The following is a 15,256-nucleotide window of genomic DNA, read 5'->3' on the forward strand; positions in this document are numbered from 1 at the left end:
GTCGTCGCTCCCTCTGTCAAAACGCCGAACTCACACCAAGCTCGGCAGAAATACGTTTGTAATCGTAGATCTCGATGGAGGAGCGGTTGCGCTCCCACTTGACGCGCACGAGCGGCGCGAAGGCGCCCACGTGAAGGGCGCGCAGGGTCGCGGCGATGCTGGCCGAATAGCGGTCTTCGACGCGTCGCTCCGGATAGAGAAACAGCCGGGCATCGGCTTCCAGATGGCTGTAACCCAGGGTGCCGATCAGGGTCGTGCGGCCTGCCTCGCGGAAGGCGTAGGCACTCGCGCCGCCGCTCGCGAGCGAATAGCCCGGATCGCGCGCCGCCTCTCGGAAACCGTAGACCTGGATGCCGCCGCCCATGCGCGCGCTGAAGGCGCGATCGAAACTGGCGCTGAGAGTGAAATCGTCGGCGACCTGCAAGGCATTGCGTTTGTTCTCGACGTGCGTGATGCCGCTTTCGATCCGCAGCTGGCTGCGCTTTCCGGTGGGATGTTGCCAGTTGGCGGTGCCGCCGTAGCTAAACGTATAGAGGTCGTTGCCGTACCAGCGCCAGGTCGGCCCTGCGGCCAGCGTGATGCGGTCCTTGCCCAAGGTGTATTGCGGGCCGATCTGCACGCCGGTGGAGATGTCGTTGAACCGGCTGTCGCGGTAGAGATTGCCGCCTGCTGAAACCCGCACGAGCAGGTCCGTCCCCTTTTCCAGTCCCTCGCGCCAATAGGCTTGTCCGCGTAGGTCGACGCCGACGCCCGATTTGGCCCGCGCATCCTTGTCCAGGGTGAAGTCGCCGATCACCGTGCCAAGCGTGTCCGAGCGCGTGGCGCGGTTGATGTTGCTGTCCGGCGCCAGGGCCACTTCGATCGAGCCGCCGAAGGGTTTGTGCGCGTTCAGGGCATTGGCGTAGAATCGCACCATGCGTTCGACCTGCGGCGGCAGGCCGGCCGCCTCCGCGGCGCGGAACTGGCGTTCGGCGCCCCGCATGTTGCCGGTCAATGCCAGTACGCGCGCGAGTTCCAGCCGCACGCGGACGGCTTCGGGTTTGTCGTCCAGGATGCGGCGGAATTCGATGGCGGCATCGGTATAGTGGTGCAGGTCATCTGCGAGCATCATGCCGAGGCGGAATCGGGCTTCGGTGCGAAGCTCAAGATCCGGATCATGTCCCAGAGCGCGGTAGGCGGTTTCGGCCGTCGCGAAATCGCCTTTGGCGCGCGCGGCATCGGCAAGGGCGAAGACCTGCGCGGCGGATAGCTGTGCCGAAGCGCCTCCCGCATCTTGCGCAGGCGCCGCAACCGGCACGGAAGCCAGCGCAACCGCCAAAATAATCGCCCTGATTGTAATGATTCTTTCCCCCTCGGCGGACCGGTTAAATAGGGGGCAAGTTCTTGTCTATTCGGAAAATAATCGGAGCCGCGGTACCCGTTTCATAGCGCGGGAGAAATATCGGATTTCCGCGGGGGACCCGGCGCATCTTACACAAATGTAATCGCCCGAAACTTTTGGGAGCCGCCGTTCAATACTCCTGCACGGCAGAAAAAGCGCGGCGCATGTTCGTGATGTTGTTGAGCTAATTCCGCGAAGGCATCTGCTGGCTGGAACAGTGGAACGAGCCGCCGCCCGCGAGCACGGCATCGGCCATCACGCCCACGGTCTCGCGGTCCGGGAACAGCTCGGCGATGGCGGCGACGCCGTCCTGATCGTGGGCGGTGCCGTAGATCGGGACGACGACCAGCTTCGAGGTGATCGCGAAGTTCATGTAGCTGGCCGGTTCGATCCGGCCGTCGGTTTCCACGCGGCCGGGGGAGGGCACTTCGCGCACCTGCACGCCCATCGCCTCGGCGCGGGCCCTGGCGTCGGCATAGATAGCCGCATTGGGATCGTCCGCGCCGGTAGCGCGGGGCAGCGCCATGACATTGGGGGCGACGAAGCGGGCGAGGTTGTCGACGTGGCCGTCGGTGTGGTCGTTGATTAACCCGTCGCCCAGCCACAGCACGCGGGTATAGCCGAGATCGCGCTGCAGCCGTATTTCCAGATCGGCGCGCAAAAGGTGCGGGTTGCGGTTGCGGTTGAGCAGACACTGTTCGGTCGTGGCGACGAGGCCGGTGCCGTCGCCGTCGAGCGCGCCGCCCTCGAGGATCCAGTCCGCGGTTTCGACGGCGAGATCGGCGCTCTCGGCCAGTTCGGCGCCGATCTCCTGATCGCCGTCCATCAGGTACTTGCCGCCCCAGCCGTTGAAGCCGAAGCGCATGGCCTTGCGGTTGCCCGCCTCGTCCATGACGACGAGCGGCCCGGTGTCGCGCAGCCACACGTCGCCGTAGCGGCGCGTTTCCAGCTTTACCTTTTCCGAAACGAGCGATGCCGCCCGCGCGCGGTTGGCCTCGTCGCGCACGATCAGGCGGACCTCCTGACCGGACTCGGCAACCGCGCTGGCGAACTGCGCCATCTGCACCTGGGCGGCTTCCAGGAAGCCCGGCCATTCGACCGGGTCATGCGGGAAGCCGATCCAGATCCAGTCCTGCGCATGCCATTCGGGCGGCAGGGTATAGCTCACTTGTGGCAGCCTCCTGTTGCCGCGGCGCAGGCCTTGTCGCGGATGGCGCGGAACTCGTCGCTCTTGTGCCAGTTCGGCCACATGTCCGAATCGGCGAGCGTGCGGCCGAGCCGGTAGTAGAGGCCCACGTCCTCGGCAATCCCGTCCCAGTTCCAGTCGTCCGAATATTCGTCGCTGGGGGCGTGATAGTGATTGGTGGTGTAGTCCTCGGAGATCTTGTCGCCGACCGCCTTGCCGCCTTCGACCAGATCGGTGCTGCGGCCCACGTCGAACATCGGCACGCCGCGCTTGGCGAAGCTGAAGTGGTCGGAGCGATAGTAGTAGCCGCGCTCGCTGTGATCCTCGGGCACTTCGCCAAGGCCCTCGTCGGCCAGCGCCTCGCGGAAGACGGCGGTCAGGTCCGACTTGTCGCCGCCGGTCATCGAATAGGAGCGCGAACGCGGGCTGGGCATCAGCGCATCCATGTTCACGCCGCCCACCGTGTGGTCGAGCGGGTAGATCGGGTTGGCGGCGTAGAATTCAGAGCCGAGCAGGCCCGATTCCTCGAGCGTGACGGCCAGGAACACCTGGCTGCGGTCGGCGGGGCCGGCCTCGACATTGGCCTTGGCGATGGCGGCGAGTGCGGCGACGCCGGTCGCGTTGTCGACCGCGCCGTTGCAGATGTCGTCGCCGGTATCGTCGGGCGTGCAGTGGCCGAGGTGATCCCAGTGCGCCGAATAGAGCACGGTTTCGTCGGGGCGGGTCTTGCCCGGCAATATGCCGACGACGTTGTTCGAGGTCGACTTGCGGATCGCGTTGTCGAAGCCGAAGCTTGCCTTGAGGCCCAGCGGCACCGGCTTGAAGCCCTTGTGCTTGGCGGCCTCGGTCAGCGCGGCGAGGTTCTTGCCGGCGGCCTGCAGGATCGCCTGCGCGACGGGCTTCTGGATCCAGCCGTTGGCCTTGGTCTGATCGGCGCCGTCATCGGGCGTCTGCACATAGTACTGCGCGCCGGTCCAGCTCGAATTGACGACGTTCCAGCCATAGGCGGCGGGGAAGGTGTCGTGGACGATCAGCGCGGCGGTCGCGCCCTGGCGCGCGGCTTCCTCGAACTTGTAGGTCCAGCGACCGTAGTAGGTCATGCGGCGGCCCTTGAAGAGGCCGTCCTCGGTTTCGCTGGCGTAGTCCGGGTCGTTGACGAGGATGACCGCGGTCTTTCCGTGCATGTCCACGCCGGCATAGTCGTTCCAGCCCAGCTCGGGCGCATTGATGCCGTAGCCGACGAAGACTAGCTCGCTGTCTTCCACCTTGGTGTGCGGCGTGACGCGGTAGCTGGCGACGACATAGTCGCTGCCGAAGTCGAACTTCATCATCGCCGCCGGGCCGCCCACTTGCAGCGGGGTGGCGTTGCTGGCGGTGATTTCCACGGTCGGCACCGGCTGGAGCCACTTGCCGTCGTTGCCCGGCTGCAGTCCCGCGGCCTTGAACTGCGCGATGATGTAGTCGAGCACCTTGGGCTCGACCGCGGTGCTGGGCGCGCGGCCTTCGAAATCGTCGGCCGAGAGGCGCTTGGTCATCTGCTTCATGAGATCGACCGAGATGTCGGGCTGCCGGGGCGCCGCCACGGTTTCCTCGGGCGGCGGCAGCGCCGTGCCCTTGGGCATGTCGGGGCCGGCATAGGGCGAACTGCAGGCGCTCAGGCCCAGGATGGCAAGGATAAGGGCGTGCTGCTTCAAGGGTGCGACCTCGTTTGTCTGAATTAGGGGGGAGCGCACAGGTGCCAGAGAGCACCGGGATGCACAAGCAGGCGCACTTGCCGCGGCGGCGCGTTGCGGGCAGGGAAGGGCGTATGACCGCCGACTGGACTGGAGCCCTAGCCCGCGCCCGCGCCCATGCGCCCTATCTGGCCGGGCTTCTCGACCGCTTGCCCGACCTGACCGAGATCCTCGCCGCGGGCGATGGCGAGGCGGCGCTGGCCTGGGCTTTCAAGGCGGGCGAGGGCGCGCCGGAAGTTCCGGTAGCCCTGCGCCGCGAAAAGCAGGCTCTGGCTCTGGCTCTGGCCATCGGCGATCTTGCCGGGGCGTTCCCGCTGCTCAAGGTGACGGGCGAACTGTCCGCCTTTGCTGACCGCGCGCTCGATGCCGCGATCGCGGCCGGCATCCGCCGCCGCGTGCCCGATTCCGAGCCGGCAGGGTTTCTCGCGCTGGCGCTGGGCAAGCATGGCGCGGGCGAACTCAACTACAGCTCGGACATCGATCCCATCCTGCTGTTCGAACCCGAACTGTTGCCCCGCCGCGAGCGCGACGAGCCGGGCGAGGCGGCGCAGCGGGTGGCGCGCACGGTGGTCGAAACGCTCTCGCAGGTGACGGCGGAAGGCTATGTCTTCCGCGTCGATCTGCGGCTGCGCCCGGCATCGGAAGTGAGCCCGCTGGCAATCTCCGTCGATGCCGCGCTCACGCACTATGAATCCTCGGCGCTGGCCTGGGAGCGGGCGGCGTTCATCCGCGCGCGGGCCTGCGCTGGCGACGTGCCGGCGGGCGAGGCCTTCCTCGCCGCGATCCGGCCGTTCGTGTGGCGCAAGAGCCTCGACTTCGGCGCCATTGCCGAGATCGGCCGGCTCACCGCGCAGATCCGTGCCAGTACGCGCGGCGGTCCGTCGGTGGGGCCGGGCTTCGATCTCAAGAAGGGCCGCGGCGGCATCCGCGAGGTCGAATTCTACGCGCAGACGCACCAGCTCATCCACGGCGGCCGCAATCCCGCGCTGCGCCTGCGCGGCACGCGCGCGACGCTCGATGCCCTGGCCGATGCGGGACTGGTCCCTGCCGCGGAAGCGAAGCTGCTGGGTGAAAGCTACGACCGGTTGCGGACCATCGAGCACCGCCTGCAGATGATGCACGACCAGCAGACCCACAGCCTGCCTGCCACGCCCGAAGCGCTCGACGCGGTGGCGCAGCTCGACGGCCTGCCGGACGGACAGGCGCTGCTTGCCGAGATCGCCGAGATTACCGATGCGGTGGGCGATCGCTACGATGCCCTCATCATGGCGAACACGCCCAGCGATACTTCCGGCACCGTCGCCATGCCCGACCAGGCAACGCTGCTCGATGATCTGGAAGGCTTGGGCTTTGCCGATCCCTCCGCGCTCGCCGAGCGCATCGAGGGCTGGCAATCCGGCCGCATGCGGGCGCTGCGCTCCAATGCCGCGCGCACGGCGTTCGAGGCGATCCGCCGCGACCTTCTCTCCGCCTTGGCCGCCGCGCCCGCGCCCGAACGGGCCCTCGCGCGCTGGGAGCAGCTGCTCAACAACCTGCCCAGCGCGATCAACCTGTTCCGTCTGCTCGAAGCGCGGCCGGCGCTGCTGGAACTGCTCGCGCGCATTCTCAGCCTAGCGCCACCGCTCGCGGACGCGCTGGCCCGCCGCGCCGATCTGCTCGATCCGCTGATCGATGCCAGCGCCTTCGACCTGCCGGGCGATACCGGCGAGTTGATTGCCGCCTTTTCCCGCTTCGAACCCGATGACGACTATGAGCGGAAGCTGGATTCCGTGCGCCGCAAGGTGGGCGAATTGCGCTTCAAGCTCGGTGTGCAGCTGATCGAGGGCGCCAACGACCCCATTGCCGTCGGCCGCGCGCTGGCGCGCGTCGCCGAAGCTGCGCTGGTCGTGCTGACCGGCGAAACCGTGGCGGAATTCGAAACCACTCATGGTCGCATTCCCGGCAGCGAACTGCTCGTGCTGGGACTGGGGCGCATGGGCGGCGGTGTGCTGACCCATGCGTCCGACCTCGACCTCGTCTACCTGTTCACCGGCAATTTCAATGCCGAGTCCGACGGACGCCGTCCGCTGGGCGCCACGCATTACTACAATCGCCTGTCCCAGCGCGCGATCTCGGCATTGACCGTGCCCACGGCCGAAGGGGCGCTTTTCGAAGTCGATACCCGCCTGCGGCCCTCGGGTGCGCAGGGCCCGCCGGCGGCCAGTATCGACAGTTTCGAGCGCTACCAGCGCGAGCAGGCCTGGACCTGGGAACACATGGCACTGTGCCGGGCGCGCCCGCTTTATGGCGCGCCTCCGGCCCGTGCGACGCTGCTGGAAGCGATCGGCCACGTCCTGACGGCCCCGCGCCAGGTGGATGAACTGCGTGCCGCGGTGCTGGAAATGCGCGCGACGATGGCCGCGCACAAGCGGCCCAAGGGCGCGCTTGACGTCAAGCTGTCACGCGGTGGGCTCGTCGACCTCGAATTCATCGTCCATTTCCTGCAACTGCGCGAGGGCAAGGGGCTGGATCCCGACCTGGCAAAAGCGATCCGGGTGCTGGAAGCGGAGGGCCTGCTGCCTGCCGGACTGGTCGATGCTCACGACGTACTGACCCGCTTCCTCGTCGCGGCGCGGCTGCTGGCGCCCGATTCCATGGTGCCCGGGCAGGCCGCATGCATGGCGCTCGAGCGGGCATGTGGCTATGGGGGCTGGAACGAGCTTACGGCCGCGCTTGGCCACGCCCGCGCGCAAGTCGCGGCGGCGTGGCAGCAGGCTTTCGGCGAAACACTGGAGACAGACGAATGAGCGACAGACCCGGCGTTGGCGACACCTTCCCCGACATTGCTTTGGAAACCCCCGATGGCGGCAGCGTGAAGGCCTCGGACTTCAAAGGGCAGAAGCTGGTCGTTTTCTTCTATCCCAAGGACAACACGCCCGGCTGCACGACCGAGAACATCGACTTCTCGGCGCTCAAGGGCGAATTCGACGCGGCCGGCGTGGCCCTGCTGGGCGTGAGCAAGGATTCGGCCAAGAAGCACCAGAACTTCATCGCCAAGCACGATCTCAAGGCCCCGCTTGCCACCGATGCCGAGGAAAACGGCCTGTCCGACGCGCTCGGCATCTGGACCGAGAAGAAGAACTACGGCCGCACCTACATGGGCATGGTGCGCACCACGTACCTGATCGGCCCCGATGGCAAGATCGCGCAGGTCTGGGACAAGGTGAAGGTCAAGGGCCACGCCCAGGCGGTGCTGGAGGCCGCGAAGGCTCTTTGAATGCAGTTCGTTGGTTCATGCCGGGGGATGGGCGGAAGATGAGTCTCGACCGCCTCCCGTCCATTGCCGCTGCCATCCGCGCAGCCATGCTGGAATGCGATCCGCACAAGAAGGTCATGGCGGCGCGCAGGGTGGCGCGCGATTGGCGGCTGGGGCGGCTGGCGTACGACTTTGACGTCATGATGCCAGACCAGCCGGGTCGTCCCGAGGCGCCCGAACTGCTGCCGCCCAACCGCATGCCCAAGCGCGGCAAGGCCGGATCGGAGCGAGGCCGAATCGCCTTGTGGCATGCGCTTGCGCACATCGAGTTCGTCGCCATCGACCTCGCGCTCGACATGGCGGGGCGCTTCGGTGCCGGGATGAACGCGGCCTTCGTCGGCGATTTCCTCTCGGTGGCGGCGGACGAGGCAATGCACTTCGCGCTGCTCGACCGGCATCTCCGCACGCTCGGCAGCCATTACGGCGCCCTGCCTGCCCACGCGGGACTGTGGACCGCGGCGCACGACACGCGCCATGACGTTGCCGCCCGGCTCGCGGTGGTACCGATGGTGCTCGAAGCGCGGGGTCTTGACGTCACGCCGACGACGCTCGAGCGCGTGCGCGCGGCCGGCGATGAAAGCGGCGCGTTAATCCTGGAACGAATCCTTGACGACGAAATCCGGCACGTCCGGATCGGCGCAACTCATTTCGCCGATGTGGCGAAACGTTTGGACGTGGTTACCGAAACCTTGTGGAAAACCCTTGTTTCCCGGTACTTTCGGGGAACCCTCAAGCCGCCGTTCAACGACTCAGCGCGCCTTGCAGCCGGTTTATCGCGAGAACTCTACGCCGGGGTTGCGTGAAACAAACATGACAGCTTAAGTCACAACTCGCGAGACGGCGGGGGGTTCCGACCATCTCGAATAATCAACGGGGCGGCCCTGTTTTTGACGGGGCTGTCGCGATCAAACCCACGTCGCGTCCGGTGGATTCGGCGGATAACAAGGTATTGCGAGTGGTCGTAACGAAATCTTTCGCCAAGTTCCGCGCAGTGGCCAGTGTTCTCGCCGCCGCCGGTCTTTCCATCGCCGCTCACCCGGCCATGGCCAACAGCAGCGCTGCGGCTGCCGACATTTCCGCCCCGCTGCGTTCGGCGCAGTCGGCGAGCCAGTCGGTCTCGGGTGGCGAGGACGAACAGTTCCGCAAGCTCTTCAGCTCCTGGCAGAACTTCGAGGAAACCGGCTTGGCCGTCTCGAAAGCGAAGCCTGCCGTCGCCGGCGGCATCGCGTCTGTTTCGATCCCCTCGCGCAACCCGCTCGACCATGACGTCATGACGAGCAGCTACGGTGAGCGTGAGCATCCCGTTCTCGGCCGTCGCCGCATGCACAAGGGTGTCGATCTGGCCGCGCCGATCGGTACCCCGGTCTACGCGCCCGCAGACGGCACGGTGAGCCGCGCTTCCTGGTTCAGCAGCTACGGTCTGTACATCTCGCTCGAACACGGCGGCGAGATGCAGACCCGCTACGGCCACCTTTCGCGCCTGAACGTTGCCGAGGGTCAGACCGTCCACAAGGGTGACGTCATCGGTTACGTCGGTTCGACCGGCCGTTCCACCGGGCCGCACCTGCACTACGAAGTGCGCGTCGACGGCGAGGCGGTCAATCCGATCCCGTACATGCAGTCGACCGCCGGTCTCGCGGCAGCCGAGGCCGACGCAGCCAAGGGCGGCTGAGCCAGAGTTTACTCAAGCCGGGGCGAAGGACCGCGCGAGAAGACGGGGCCCGCCAGACAGGTTTGGAGAGGGGGAAGAGGCGGCCACTGGCCGCCTTTTCTTTTTGCGAACGTCTGCCGGTTTGACGTCATCCCGGCGCAGGCTGGTGGGATCGCTCTCGACCTTGCGCCATGCTCACAACGATCCCAACCTGCGCTGGGATGACGTAAGTTGAGGAAGCACCGCTGGTCCCGGCCCGCTCACGGGCAAAGCCGGGACGCGTCGCATCAGTGCACGAAGCGGGCGATCACGTCGCGGTAGGAGCGCGAGACCTTCACTTGCGCGCCCGAATCGAGGACGAGGAAGCATTCGCCGTTGGTGTGCGGCTTGACCTGGCGGACCTGGTTCAGGTTGACGATGGTCGAGCGGTGGACGCGCTGGAACACGCGCGGGTCGAGCCGGCGTTCGAGGTCCTTCATGGTTTCGCGCAGGATCAGCGAGTTGTCGGCGGTGCGGATGCACATGTAGTCGCCGGCAGCCTCGATGTGCTCGATCGAATCGACATCGATGCGGAAGATCTGGCCACGGTCCTTGATGTTGATGAGCTTTTCGTAGCGGTCCGCGTTGGGATCGGTTTCCTCGGGGATCTGCTCGATCGCGTCGGGTGCGACTTCGGCGAGGACGTTCTTGAGCTTCTCGGCTTCCTCGGCCGAGCGCTTCTCGGACAGGCGCTGGCGCACGCGGGCCAGGGTGTCGTCGAGCTTGTTCTCCTCGACCGGCTTCATCAGGTAGTTCACGGCATTGGCCTCGAAGGCGCGGACCGCGTGTTCCTGATAGGCGGTCACGAAGACGAACAGCGGCGGTTCTATCTCCATCACGCCCTTCACCACGGAAAACCCGTCGAATCCCGGCATCTGGATGTCGAGGAACACGAGATCGGGCTTTTCCGTCTTGATCTTGCGGATCGCTTCGCGTCCGTTCGAACAGGTGTCGATGATCTCGACGTCGGGATATTTCTCGAGCCGCAGCTGCAGCCCCTGAATCGCCAGCTTTTCGTCGTCGACAATGATCGTGCGGATAGTCATCTCTTGTGGTCTCCGGACCGCTAAACGTACGCGGCCCCCAATGGTTTCATTGTGCTGCCAGCGCCGGCTGCCGGGGCGCCTCCGGAATGTCCTCGAGGGATTCGCGGCGTTCGACGGGGATCTCGATGACCACGGCAAAGCCGCCTTCGACGGGTTCCACCGTTTCGAAGCGGTGGTTTTCGCCATAGGCCTGTTGCAGGCGGTCCCGAATGTTCGAAAGGCCGACGCCGGTGGACACCGGCTCCCCTCCATCATAGGTCATGCCCGATAACCTGTTGTTGGTGGTCGGACTTTGCAAGCCCGGTCCGGTGTCCGAGACGGCGATGCGAAGCATGGACCCGATAAGCTGCGCCGTAATGGTGATTTCGGCGCCCGATTCCTGCGGCGAAACGGCATATTTGACGGCGTTTTCGACCAGTGGCTGAAGCAGCAGCGAAGGCAGCATGCAGGTCTCGGTGGCAGGGTCGATGTCGAACTTCGTGCGCAGCCGTTCCTCGAAGCGCATGCGTTCGATGTCGAGGTAGAGCTTGAGCGTTTCCACTTCCTGCGCGACCGTCACGCGCGCCGAAGGCTTGTTGACCAGCGTGTAGCGAAGGAAGGCGGAAAGCCGCGAGAGCATCGCGTTGGCCGGCTCGGTCTGCTTGAGCAGGACGAGCGTGGAGATCGAGTTCAGGGTGTTGAACAGGAAGTGCGGGTTGAGCTGGTAGCGCAGCATCGCCAGCTGCGCGCTCGTCGCCTGGTTCTCCAACTGGATGAGCTGGTCGTTCTGCTCTTCGACCTGCAGGTAGAAGTTCACCATGTAGTAGAGCGCCGTCCAGGCGCCGAGCAGCGTCGCGTCGAGGTAGAACACGCCGAGGAACAGCTGGGTGAAGCTGGCGTCGCTGTCGGTTCGCCACAGCGACCAGACCCAGCCGTCGATAAAGGCGTGCAGCGCTACCGCGAACGGCAGCACCAGCGCCGTGAGGCCCCAGGTGACGATGGGCGGGCGGACGATCAGCGCGCGGTAGATCACCGAGAGCACCAGCGAGATCGAAAAGCCGGTGATCGTCGCGATCAACACCAGCACCAACGAGGTTATCGGCTGGTTGTTGGCGATGAGCGACATCGTTCGCAGCATCATCGCGCCCGCCCAACCGGCGGTCTGCAGGCGCCAGAAGGCCTTGTCCTTGTCGGCGAAGAACGGGATCGGCTGGATGGGCAGGACGCTCATGGCCGCGAGTTTAGCCCATTTTCCGCCAGAGCTGAAATGCGGCGGCGGTCATGGCGGCGACTTGTCAACTTTCGCGCGCGGCCTCGACCGCCTGGGTGAGCCGGTCGATGCCCACCGCGCCGGAGATCAGGCGGTCGCCCGCGACCCAGCTGGGCGTGCCCGAAAAGCCGAGACGGCTCGCAAGGTCGAGATTGCGGCTGATTTCCGCCTCGGCTGTCGGACTCGCGGCGAACTGGCGCGCCCTGTCCATGTCGAGACCGACCTTGCGGGCCACGGCTTCTATGGTCTCATCGTCGAGCTGGCCGGCGGCGAACATGGCATCGTGGAAGGCCGGGTACTTGCCCTGCTCGGCTGCGGCGAGCGCCATCCTTGCGGCCTCGGGGCTTTGCGGGCTGATGATCGGCAGTTCGCGCACGACGATACGCAGATCGGGGTTGTTCTCGATCAGCGCCTTCACGTCGGGCAGGCTCTGGCGGCAATAGCCGCAAGCGAAGTCGGTGAATTCGACGAGCGTGACCTTGCCGTCCGGATTGCCGAGCACGGCGCCGGGGAAGGGCGTCTCGACCGTGGAGCGCACGCCGGCAAGCTGCTGCGCGTTCTGGCGGCGCTGCAGTTCCTCCATGGCCTGCGGCAGGATTTCGGGGTGTTCGAGGATATAGTCGTGCACCACGTTCTCGACGGCAATGCGCCCGCCGTACCAGCCGCCCACGCCCACCAGCGCCAGGCACCCGGCGATCGCTGCGAACTTCATGCCATTGCCCATGGAATCTCCTGAAATCTCGTCGATAACCGGGCTTTAGCGCCGCTTCTTCTCGCGTTCCAGTTCGGCGCGCGCCTGCATCTCGATGTCCTGCGCGCGAAGCCAGTCCGGCGAGCCGGTGGCAAGTCCCGCCTCGGCGGCCTGGGCGCTCGCCAGCGCTTCCTTCATCGAGCCCGAAAGCGCCTGCTGTTCGGCGCTGGCAAGCCGCGCGCGGGGCATGTCGCCATTGGCGGCGTAGATCATGCCGAGCTGGTACCACGCGAAGGGGTTCTCTCGGTCACGCACCACCGCAGCACGCAGCACGCGTTCGGCTTCCTTGAAGTTCGCCGGGTCCTCGGTCGCCATCAGGGCATGGCCGAACAGCGTGGCGATCAGCGGCTGGTTGCCCGTCAGATCGGTCGCCTTGCGCAAGGGGGCGAGAGCTTCGGCAGGCTTGCCCGATTCCAGCAGGATCTGCCCCTGCAGCTCGAGAAAATAGGGATCGTCCGGATCCTTGGTCACAAGCGCGTCGGTTTCCGCCCGTGCCTCGTCCAGCTTCGATTCGCGGTTGTAGGCATAGGCCCGCGCATAGTGGGCCGGCACGGAATTGTCGGTGAGCGGATAGCGGCGGAAAACGTCGCGCGGCTCGGCCAGGTAGCCGTAGAGCTTGGCTTTCATCCGTACGAAGCGCTTCTCGATCGTGGGGTCGGGCCTGGCGTCCCAGGCGGGATCCTTCTTGTAGGTATCCTCCAGCGTGGCAATGCGGTCGCTGGTAAGCGGGTGGGTACTGAAGAATTCGTCCTGGCTGCGCTGGCTGTACCCGTAGCGGTATTCCATGTTCTGCAGTTTCTTGAAGAACTCGACCGAGCCGCGTCCGCTGATCCCGGCGGCGGAGAGGTACTTGGCGCCGGCGGCGTCGGCCGAGGCCTCCTGCGAGCGCGTGTAGGCGAGGAACTTGCCCATGGCGGCCTGCTGTCCGGCCATGATTACCCCCATCGCGGCCTCACCGCCGCCCGCGGCCGCGGCGGCCGCACCGAGCAGTAGCGAGAGCAGCGAAACATTGGTGGCGCTCTTTGCGCCCAGGTTCAGCACCGCGTGGCCGCCGGTGACGTGGCCCAGTTCGTGGGCGATTACGCCCTGTACTTCCTCGGCGGTGTCCGCCTCGTTGATCAGCCCGCTGTTGATGTAAACCGCCTGGCCACCGGCGACGAAGGCGTTGACCGACGAATCCTGGACCAGGACGATGTCCACGTTCGCGGGATCGAGGCCGGCCGCCTTGATCAGCGGCGTGGCCATGTCGTGAAGCAGTGCTTCGGTCTCGGCGTCGCGCAGGATCGATTGCGCGGCGGCCGGTGTGGCGGACCAGCCGAGCAATGCCAGGAACATCAGAACGAAAGCGGGGAATCGCAACTGCCGCATTGTGCCTCTTGGGACTGTCGGCCCTTAACCGGCGCTTAAGCGCCGCTGCCGCTCTCGCAGCCTAGTGGCCGGGTGTCCGGAGGCAAGAGGTCGCGCAACCTGCCCTGTCGATTGCCGGGTGCCTTGCGATCGCCCGATCGCGGGCGAGACCGAGATCAGTCGAGCAGGCGGCGGGCTGCCCGGTCCAGCAGGGCCTCGTCGTCGCAGACCTCGCCGAGCAGCACGACGTCCCCGTTTTCCAGCCGGCGGGCCACGACGACAGCGAACTCGCTGTCGCGTGCCACCGATTCCAGCGGGCGCGGTGCCAGCTGGCGCAGGCCTGCGACAAGCTTTTCGTGCGCATTGCGCGGATTGCTGTCCTTGCCGCTTTCCTCGCGGCGCAGGCGACGCTCCTCGCGCACCAGCGCCTTGAGGCCACCGGGCGATTCGATAAGCAGCTTCGACAGGCCGCCACAGGCGATGCCCAGGCGCTGTCCGTGCGCGATGACCGTCGCGAATTCGGTGAGACGGGTCTTGTCGTAATCGATGCCGAACACGAGCTTGACCAGCGGGATCAGCGGTGCGCGTTCCTGCACCTTGAGCCCGGCATCCTGCACCAGCTCGGCAAAGTCGTCCTCCGCTTCCGCGGCAGCGAGTGCGAAATCGTAGGCGCGGCCGATGGCTTCATAGAGCGCGCGGCGCGAACGGTCCTCGCTGCTGCGCGCATTCATGGCCTCCTCGCGGGCCATGGCCAGCAGGTCGCCCAGAGCCAGTCCCGCGGTTTCCAGAGCGGGGAACTGTACGTCTTCGTAATCGCCCTCGGCAACGCCGAATTCGGCGAACGGCAGGTCCATCGGCGGCTGCACACCGGATGCCCCGAGCATTCCGAGATCGACCGGGCCATCGGCCCATTCGCTCATCGGCATGGCGTCGCGTGGCAACGGCGGACGCGCCTCGACCGCTTCGTCCACCTGGCGCATCAGGGCGTCGGTGCTCGACTGGTCGGCCAGTTCCTTCCAGTTGATGACGCCGTAGATGTGGTCGATCGTATGGTCGTCGCGCGAGAACGGCAGGAGGATGCCGCGGTAGAGAATTGTCACGCCGCGCTGGTTGACGAATTCCGCCTCGAAGCCGATCGGCGCCTGATTGGCGAGGATCTGCATGTAGTGGTCGGTGATCCGCGAGAGGAGCGAGCGGGCCGGAACCTCGTCGAGCCGGCGAATTTCGCTGTCGGTGTCGCATTCTTCGGCAAGCAGCGATCCCAGGTAGGCGATCGCCGGGTTCTCCATGCCGTCGGTGAAATCGAGCAGTACGCTGTGGGGCCCGAAGTCCGGCAACTGTTCGGGGTGGAGGTCGGCGATATCCGGGAAGGTCCGGTTGTCGAGCAGGCTTGCCCAGAAATTGTAGGCACGCACATGCATGCGCCGTTCGTCGGTGCCGACCGCGGCGGGCGGCGTGCCCGCATCCGTGCCTTCCGAGCCCGTGTAGGTCTCGTCGGGCTCATGCCGATCCGAAAACTGACCGCGCAAGGTATCCATATGGTTTCCCCATAAACCGTAATTCCATCCTTTCTGGCGC

12 protein-coding genes are annotated in these 15,256 nt (G+C 66.0%); 4 read left to right on the forward strand and 8 right to left on the reverse strand.

What is annotated here, in order from left to right:
- Nucleotides 1–16: 16 nt before the first annotated feature.
- From LK12_RS05140 to LK12_RS05150, 3 genes are all read right to left on the reverse strand, one after another.
- Nucleotides 17–1,318, reverse strand: coding sequence for a surface lipoprotein assembly modifier (locus LK12_RS05140; protein WP_082010374.1), 1,302 nt, complete (start codon nt 1,316–1,318; stop codon nt 17–19).
- Between the two features lie 247 nt (nt 1,319–1,565).
- Nucleotides 1,566–2,549 (reverse strand): agmatine deiminase family protein, encoded by a 984-nt coding sequence (locus tag LK12_RS05145; RefSeq protein ID WP_039280495.1) that lies wholly within the window; start codon nt 2,547–2,549, stop codon nt 1,566–1,568.
- Nucleotides 2,546–4,189 carry a M28 family metallopeptidase gene (locus LK12_RS05150; protein ID WP_082010413.1) on the reverse strand — a complete coding sequence of 548 codons (1,644 nt, stop codon included), beginning with the start codon at nt 4,187–4,189 and terminating at the stop codon, nt 2,546–2,548. Before LK12_RS05150 ends, LK12_RS05145 begins: the two co-directional genes overlap by 4 nt.
- Before the next feature lie 185 nt (nt 4,190–4,374).
- On the opposite strand from LK12_RS05150, the gene LK12_RS05155 reads away from it, so the two are divergent.
- From LK12_RS05155 to LK12_RS05170, 4 genes are all read left to right on the forward strand, one after another.
- Nucleotides 4,375–7,086 (forward strand): bifunctional [glutamine synthetase] adenylyltransferase/[glutamine synthetase]-adenylyl-L-tyrosine phosphorylase, encoded by a 2,712-nt coding sequence (locus LK12_RS05155; protein WP_039280499.1) that lies wholly within the window; start codon nt 4,375–4,377, stop codon nt 7,084–7,086.
- A complete protein-coding gene (locus tag LK12_RS05160) occupies nt 7,083–7,556 on the forward strand; it encodes a peroxiredoxin (RefSeq protein WP_039280500.1) in 474 nt (157 codons plus the stop codon). The genes LK12_RS05155 and LK12_RS05160 overlap by 4 nt, the downstream gene beginning before the upstream one ends.
- A gap of 86 nt (nt 7,557–7,642) precedes the next feature.
- Entirely contained in the window at nt 7,643–8,398 is a 756-nt protein-coding gene (locus tag LK12_RS05165; RefSeq protein WP_231568252.1) for a ferritin-like domain-containing protein, read from the forward strand.
- A 152-nt stretch (nt 8,399–8,550) separates the two neighbouring features.
- Entirely contained in the window at nt 8,551–9,267 is a 717-nt protein-coding gene (locus LK12_RS05170; protein WP_039280504.1) for a M23 family metallopeptidase, read from the forward strand.
- Nucleotides 9,268–9,533: 266 nt separating this feature from the next.
- Here the strand turns inward: LK12_RS05170 and LK12_RS05175 are convergent, their stop codons facing one another.
- The 5 genes from LK12_RS05175 to LK12_RS05195 all read right to left on the reverse strand — a co-directional run bounded on the left by LK12_RS05175 (nt 9,534) and on the right by LK12_RS05195 (nt 15,216).
- Complete coding sequence (locus tag LK12_RS05175; protein ID WP_039280505.1) at nt 9,534–10,331, reverse strand: LytR/AlgR family response regulator transcription factor; 798 nt, start codon at nt 10,329–10,331, stop codon at nt 9,534–9,536.
- A gap of 46 nt (nt 10,332–10,377) precedes the next feature.
- Nucleotides 10,378–11,541, reverse strand: a complete 1,164-nt coding sequence (locus LK12_RS05180; protein ID WP_039280507.1) for a sensor histidine kinase — start codon at nt 11,539–11,541, stop codon at nt 10,378–10,380.
- Nucleotides 11,542–11,605: 64 nt separating this feature from the next.
- Nucleotides 11,606–12,304: a DsbA family protein gene (locus LK12_RS05185; protein ID WP_197063474.1), complete on the reverse strand. Its 699-nt coding sequence runs from the start codon at nt 12,302–12,304 to the stop codon at nt 11,606–11,608.
- A gap of 33 nt (nt 12,305–12,337) precedes the next feature.
- The gene (locus LK12_RS05190) at nt 12,338–13,699 is read right to left on the reverse strand and encodes a M48 family metalloprotease (RefSeq protein ID WP_039280509.1); all 1,362 of its coding nucleotides are present in this window, start codon (nt 13,697–13,699) and stop codon (nt 12,338–12,340) included.
- A 155-nt stretch (nt 13,700–13,854) separates the two neighbouring features.
- Entirely contained in the window at nt 13,855–15,216 is a 1,362-nt protein-coding gene (locus LK12_RS05195; RefSeq protein ID WP_039280511.1) for a PAS domain-containing protein, read from the reverse strand.
- Nucleotides 15,217–15,256 lie beyond the last annotated feature (40 nt).

This window comes from Novosphingobium malaysiense (assembly GCF_000802225.1).
Lineage (GTDB): Bacteria > Pseudomonadota > Alphaproteobacteria > Sphingomonadales > Sphingomonadaceae > Novosphingobium > Novosphingobium malaysiense.

Bases quoted from the DNA above. Each gene is read 5' to 3' on its own strand.
- LK12_RS05180 (WP_039280507.1), bottom strand. From the start codon at position 11,541: ATGAGCGTCCTGCCCATCCAGCCGATCCCGTTCTTCGCCGACAAGGAC.
- LK12_RS05190 (WP_039280509.1), bottom strand. From the start codon at position 13,699: ATGCGGCAGTTGCGATTCCCCGCTTTCGTTCTGATGTTCCTGGCATTG.
- LK12_RS05175 (WP_039280505.1), bottom strand. From the start codon at position 10,331: ATGACTATCCGCACGATCATTGTCGACGACGAAAAGCTGGCGATTCAG.
- LK12_RS05155 (WP_039280499.1), top strand. From the start codon at position 4,375: ATGACCGCCGACTGGACTGGAGCCCTAGCCCGCGCCCGCGCCCATGCG.
- LK12_RS05185 (WP_197063474.1), bottom strand. From the start codon at position 12,304: ATGGGCAATGGCATGAAGTTCGCAGCGATCGCCGGGTGCCTGGCGCTG.
- LK12_RS05150 (WP_082010413.1), bottom strand. From the start codon at position 4,189: ATGCCCAAGGGCACGGCGCTGCCGCCGCCCGAGGAAACCGTGGCGGCG.
- LK12_RS05160 (WP_039280500.1), top strand. From the start codon at position 7,083: ATGAGCGACAGACCCGGCGTTGGCGACACCTTCCCCGACATTGCTTTG.
- LK12_RS05165 (WP_231568252.1), top strand. From the start codon at position 7,643: ATGCTGGAATGCGATCCGCACAAGAAGGTCATGGCGGCGCGCAGGGTG.
- LK12_RS05195 (WP_039280511.1), bottom strand. From the start codon at position 15,216: ATGGATACCTTGCGCGGTCAGTTTTCGGATCGGCATGAGCCCGACGAG.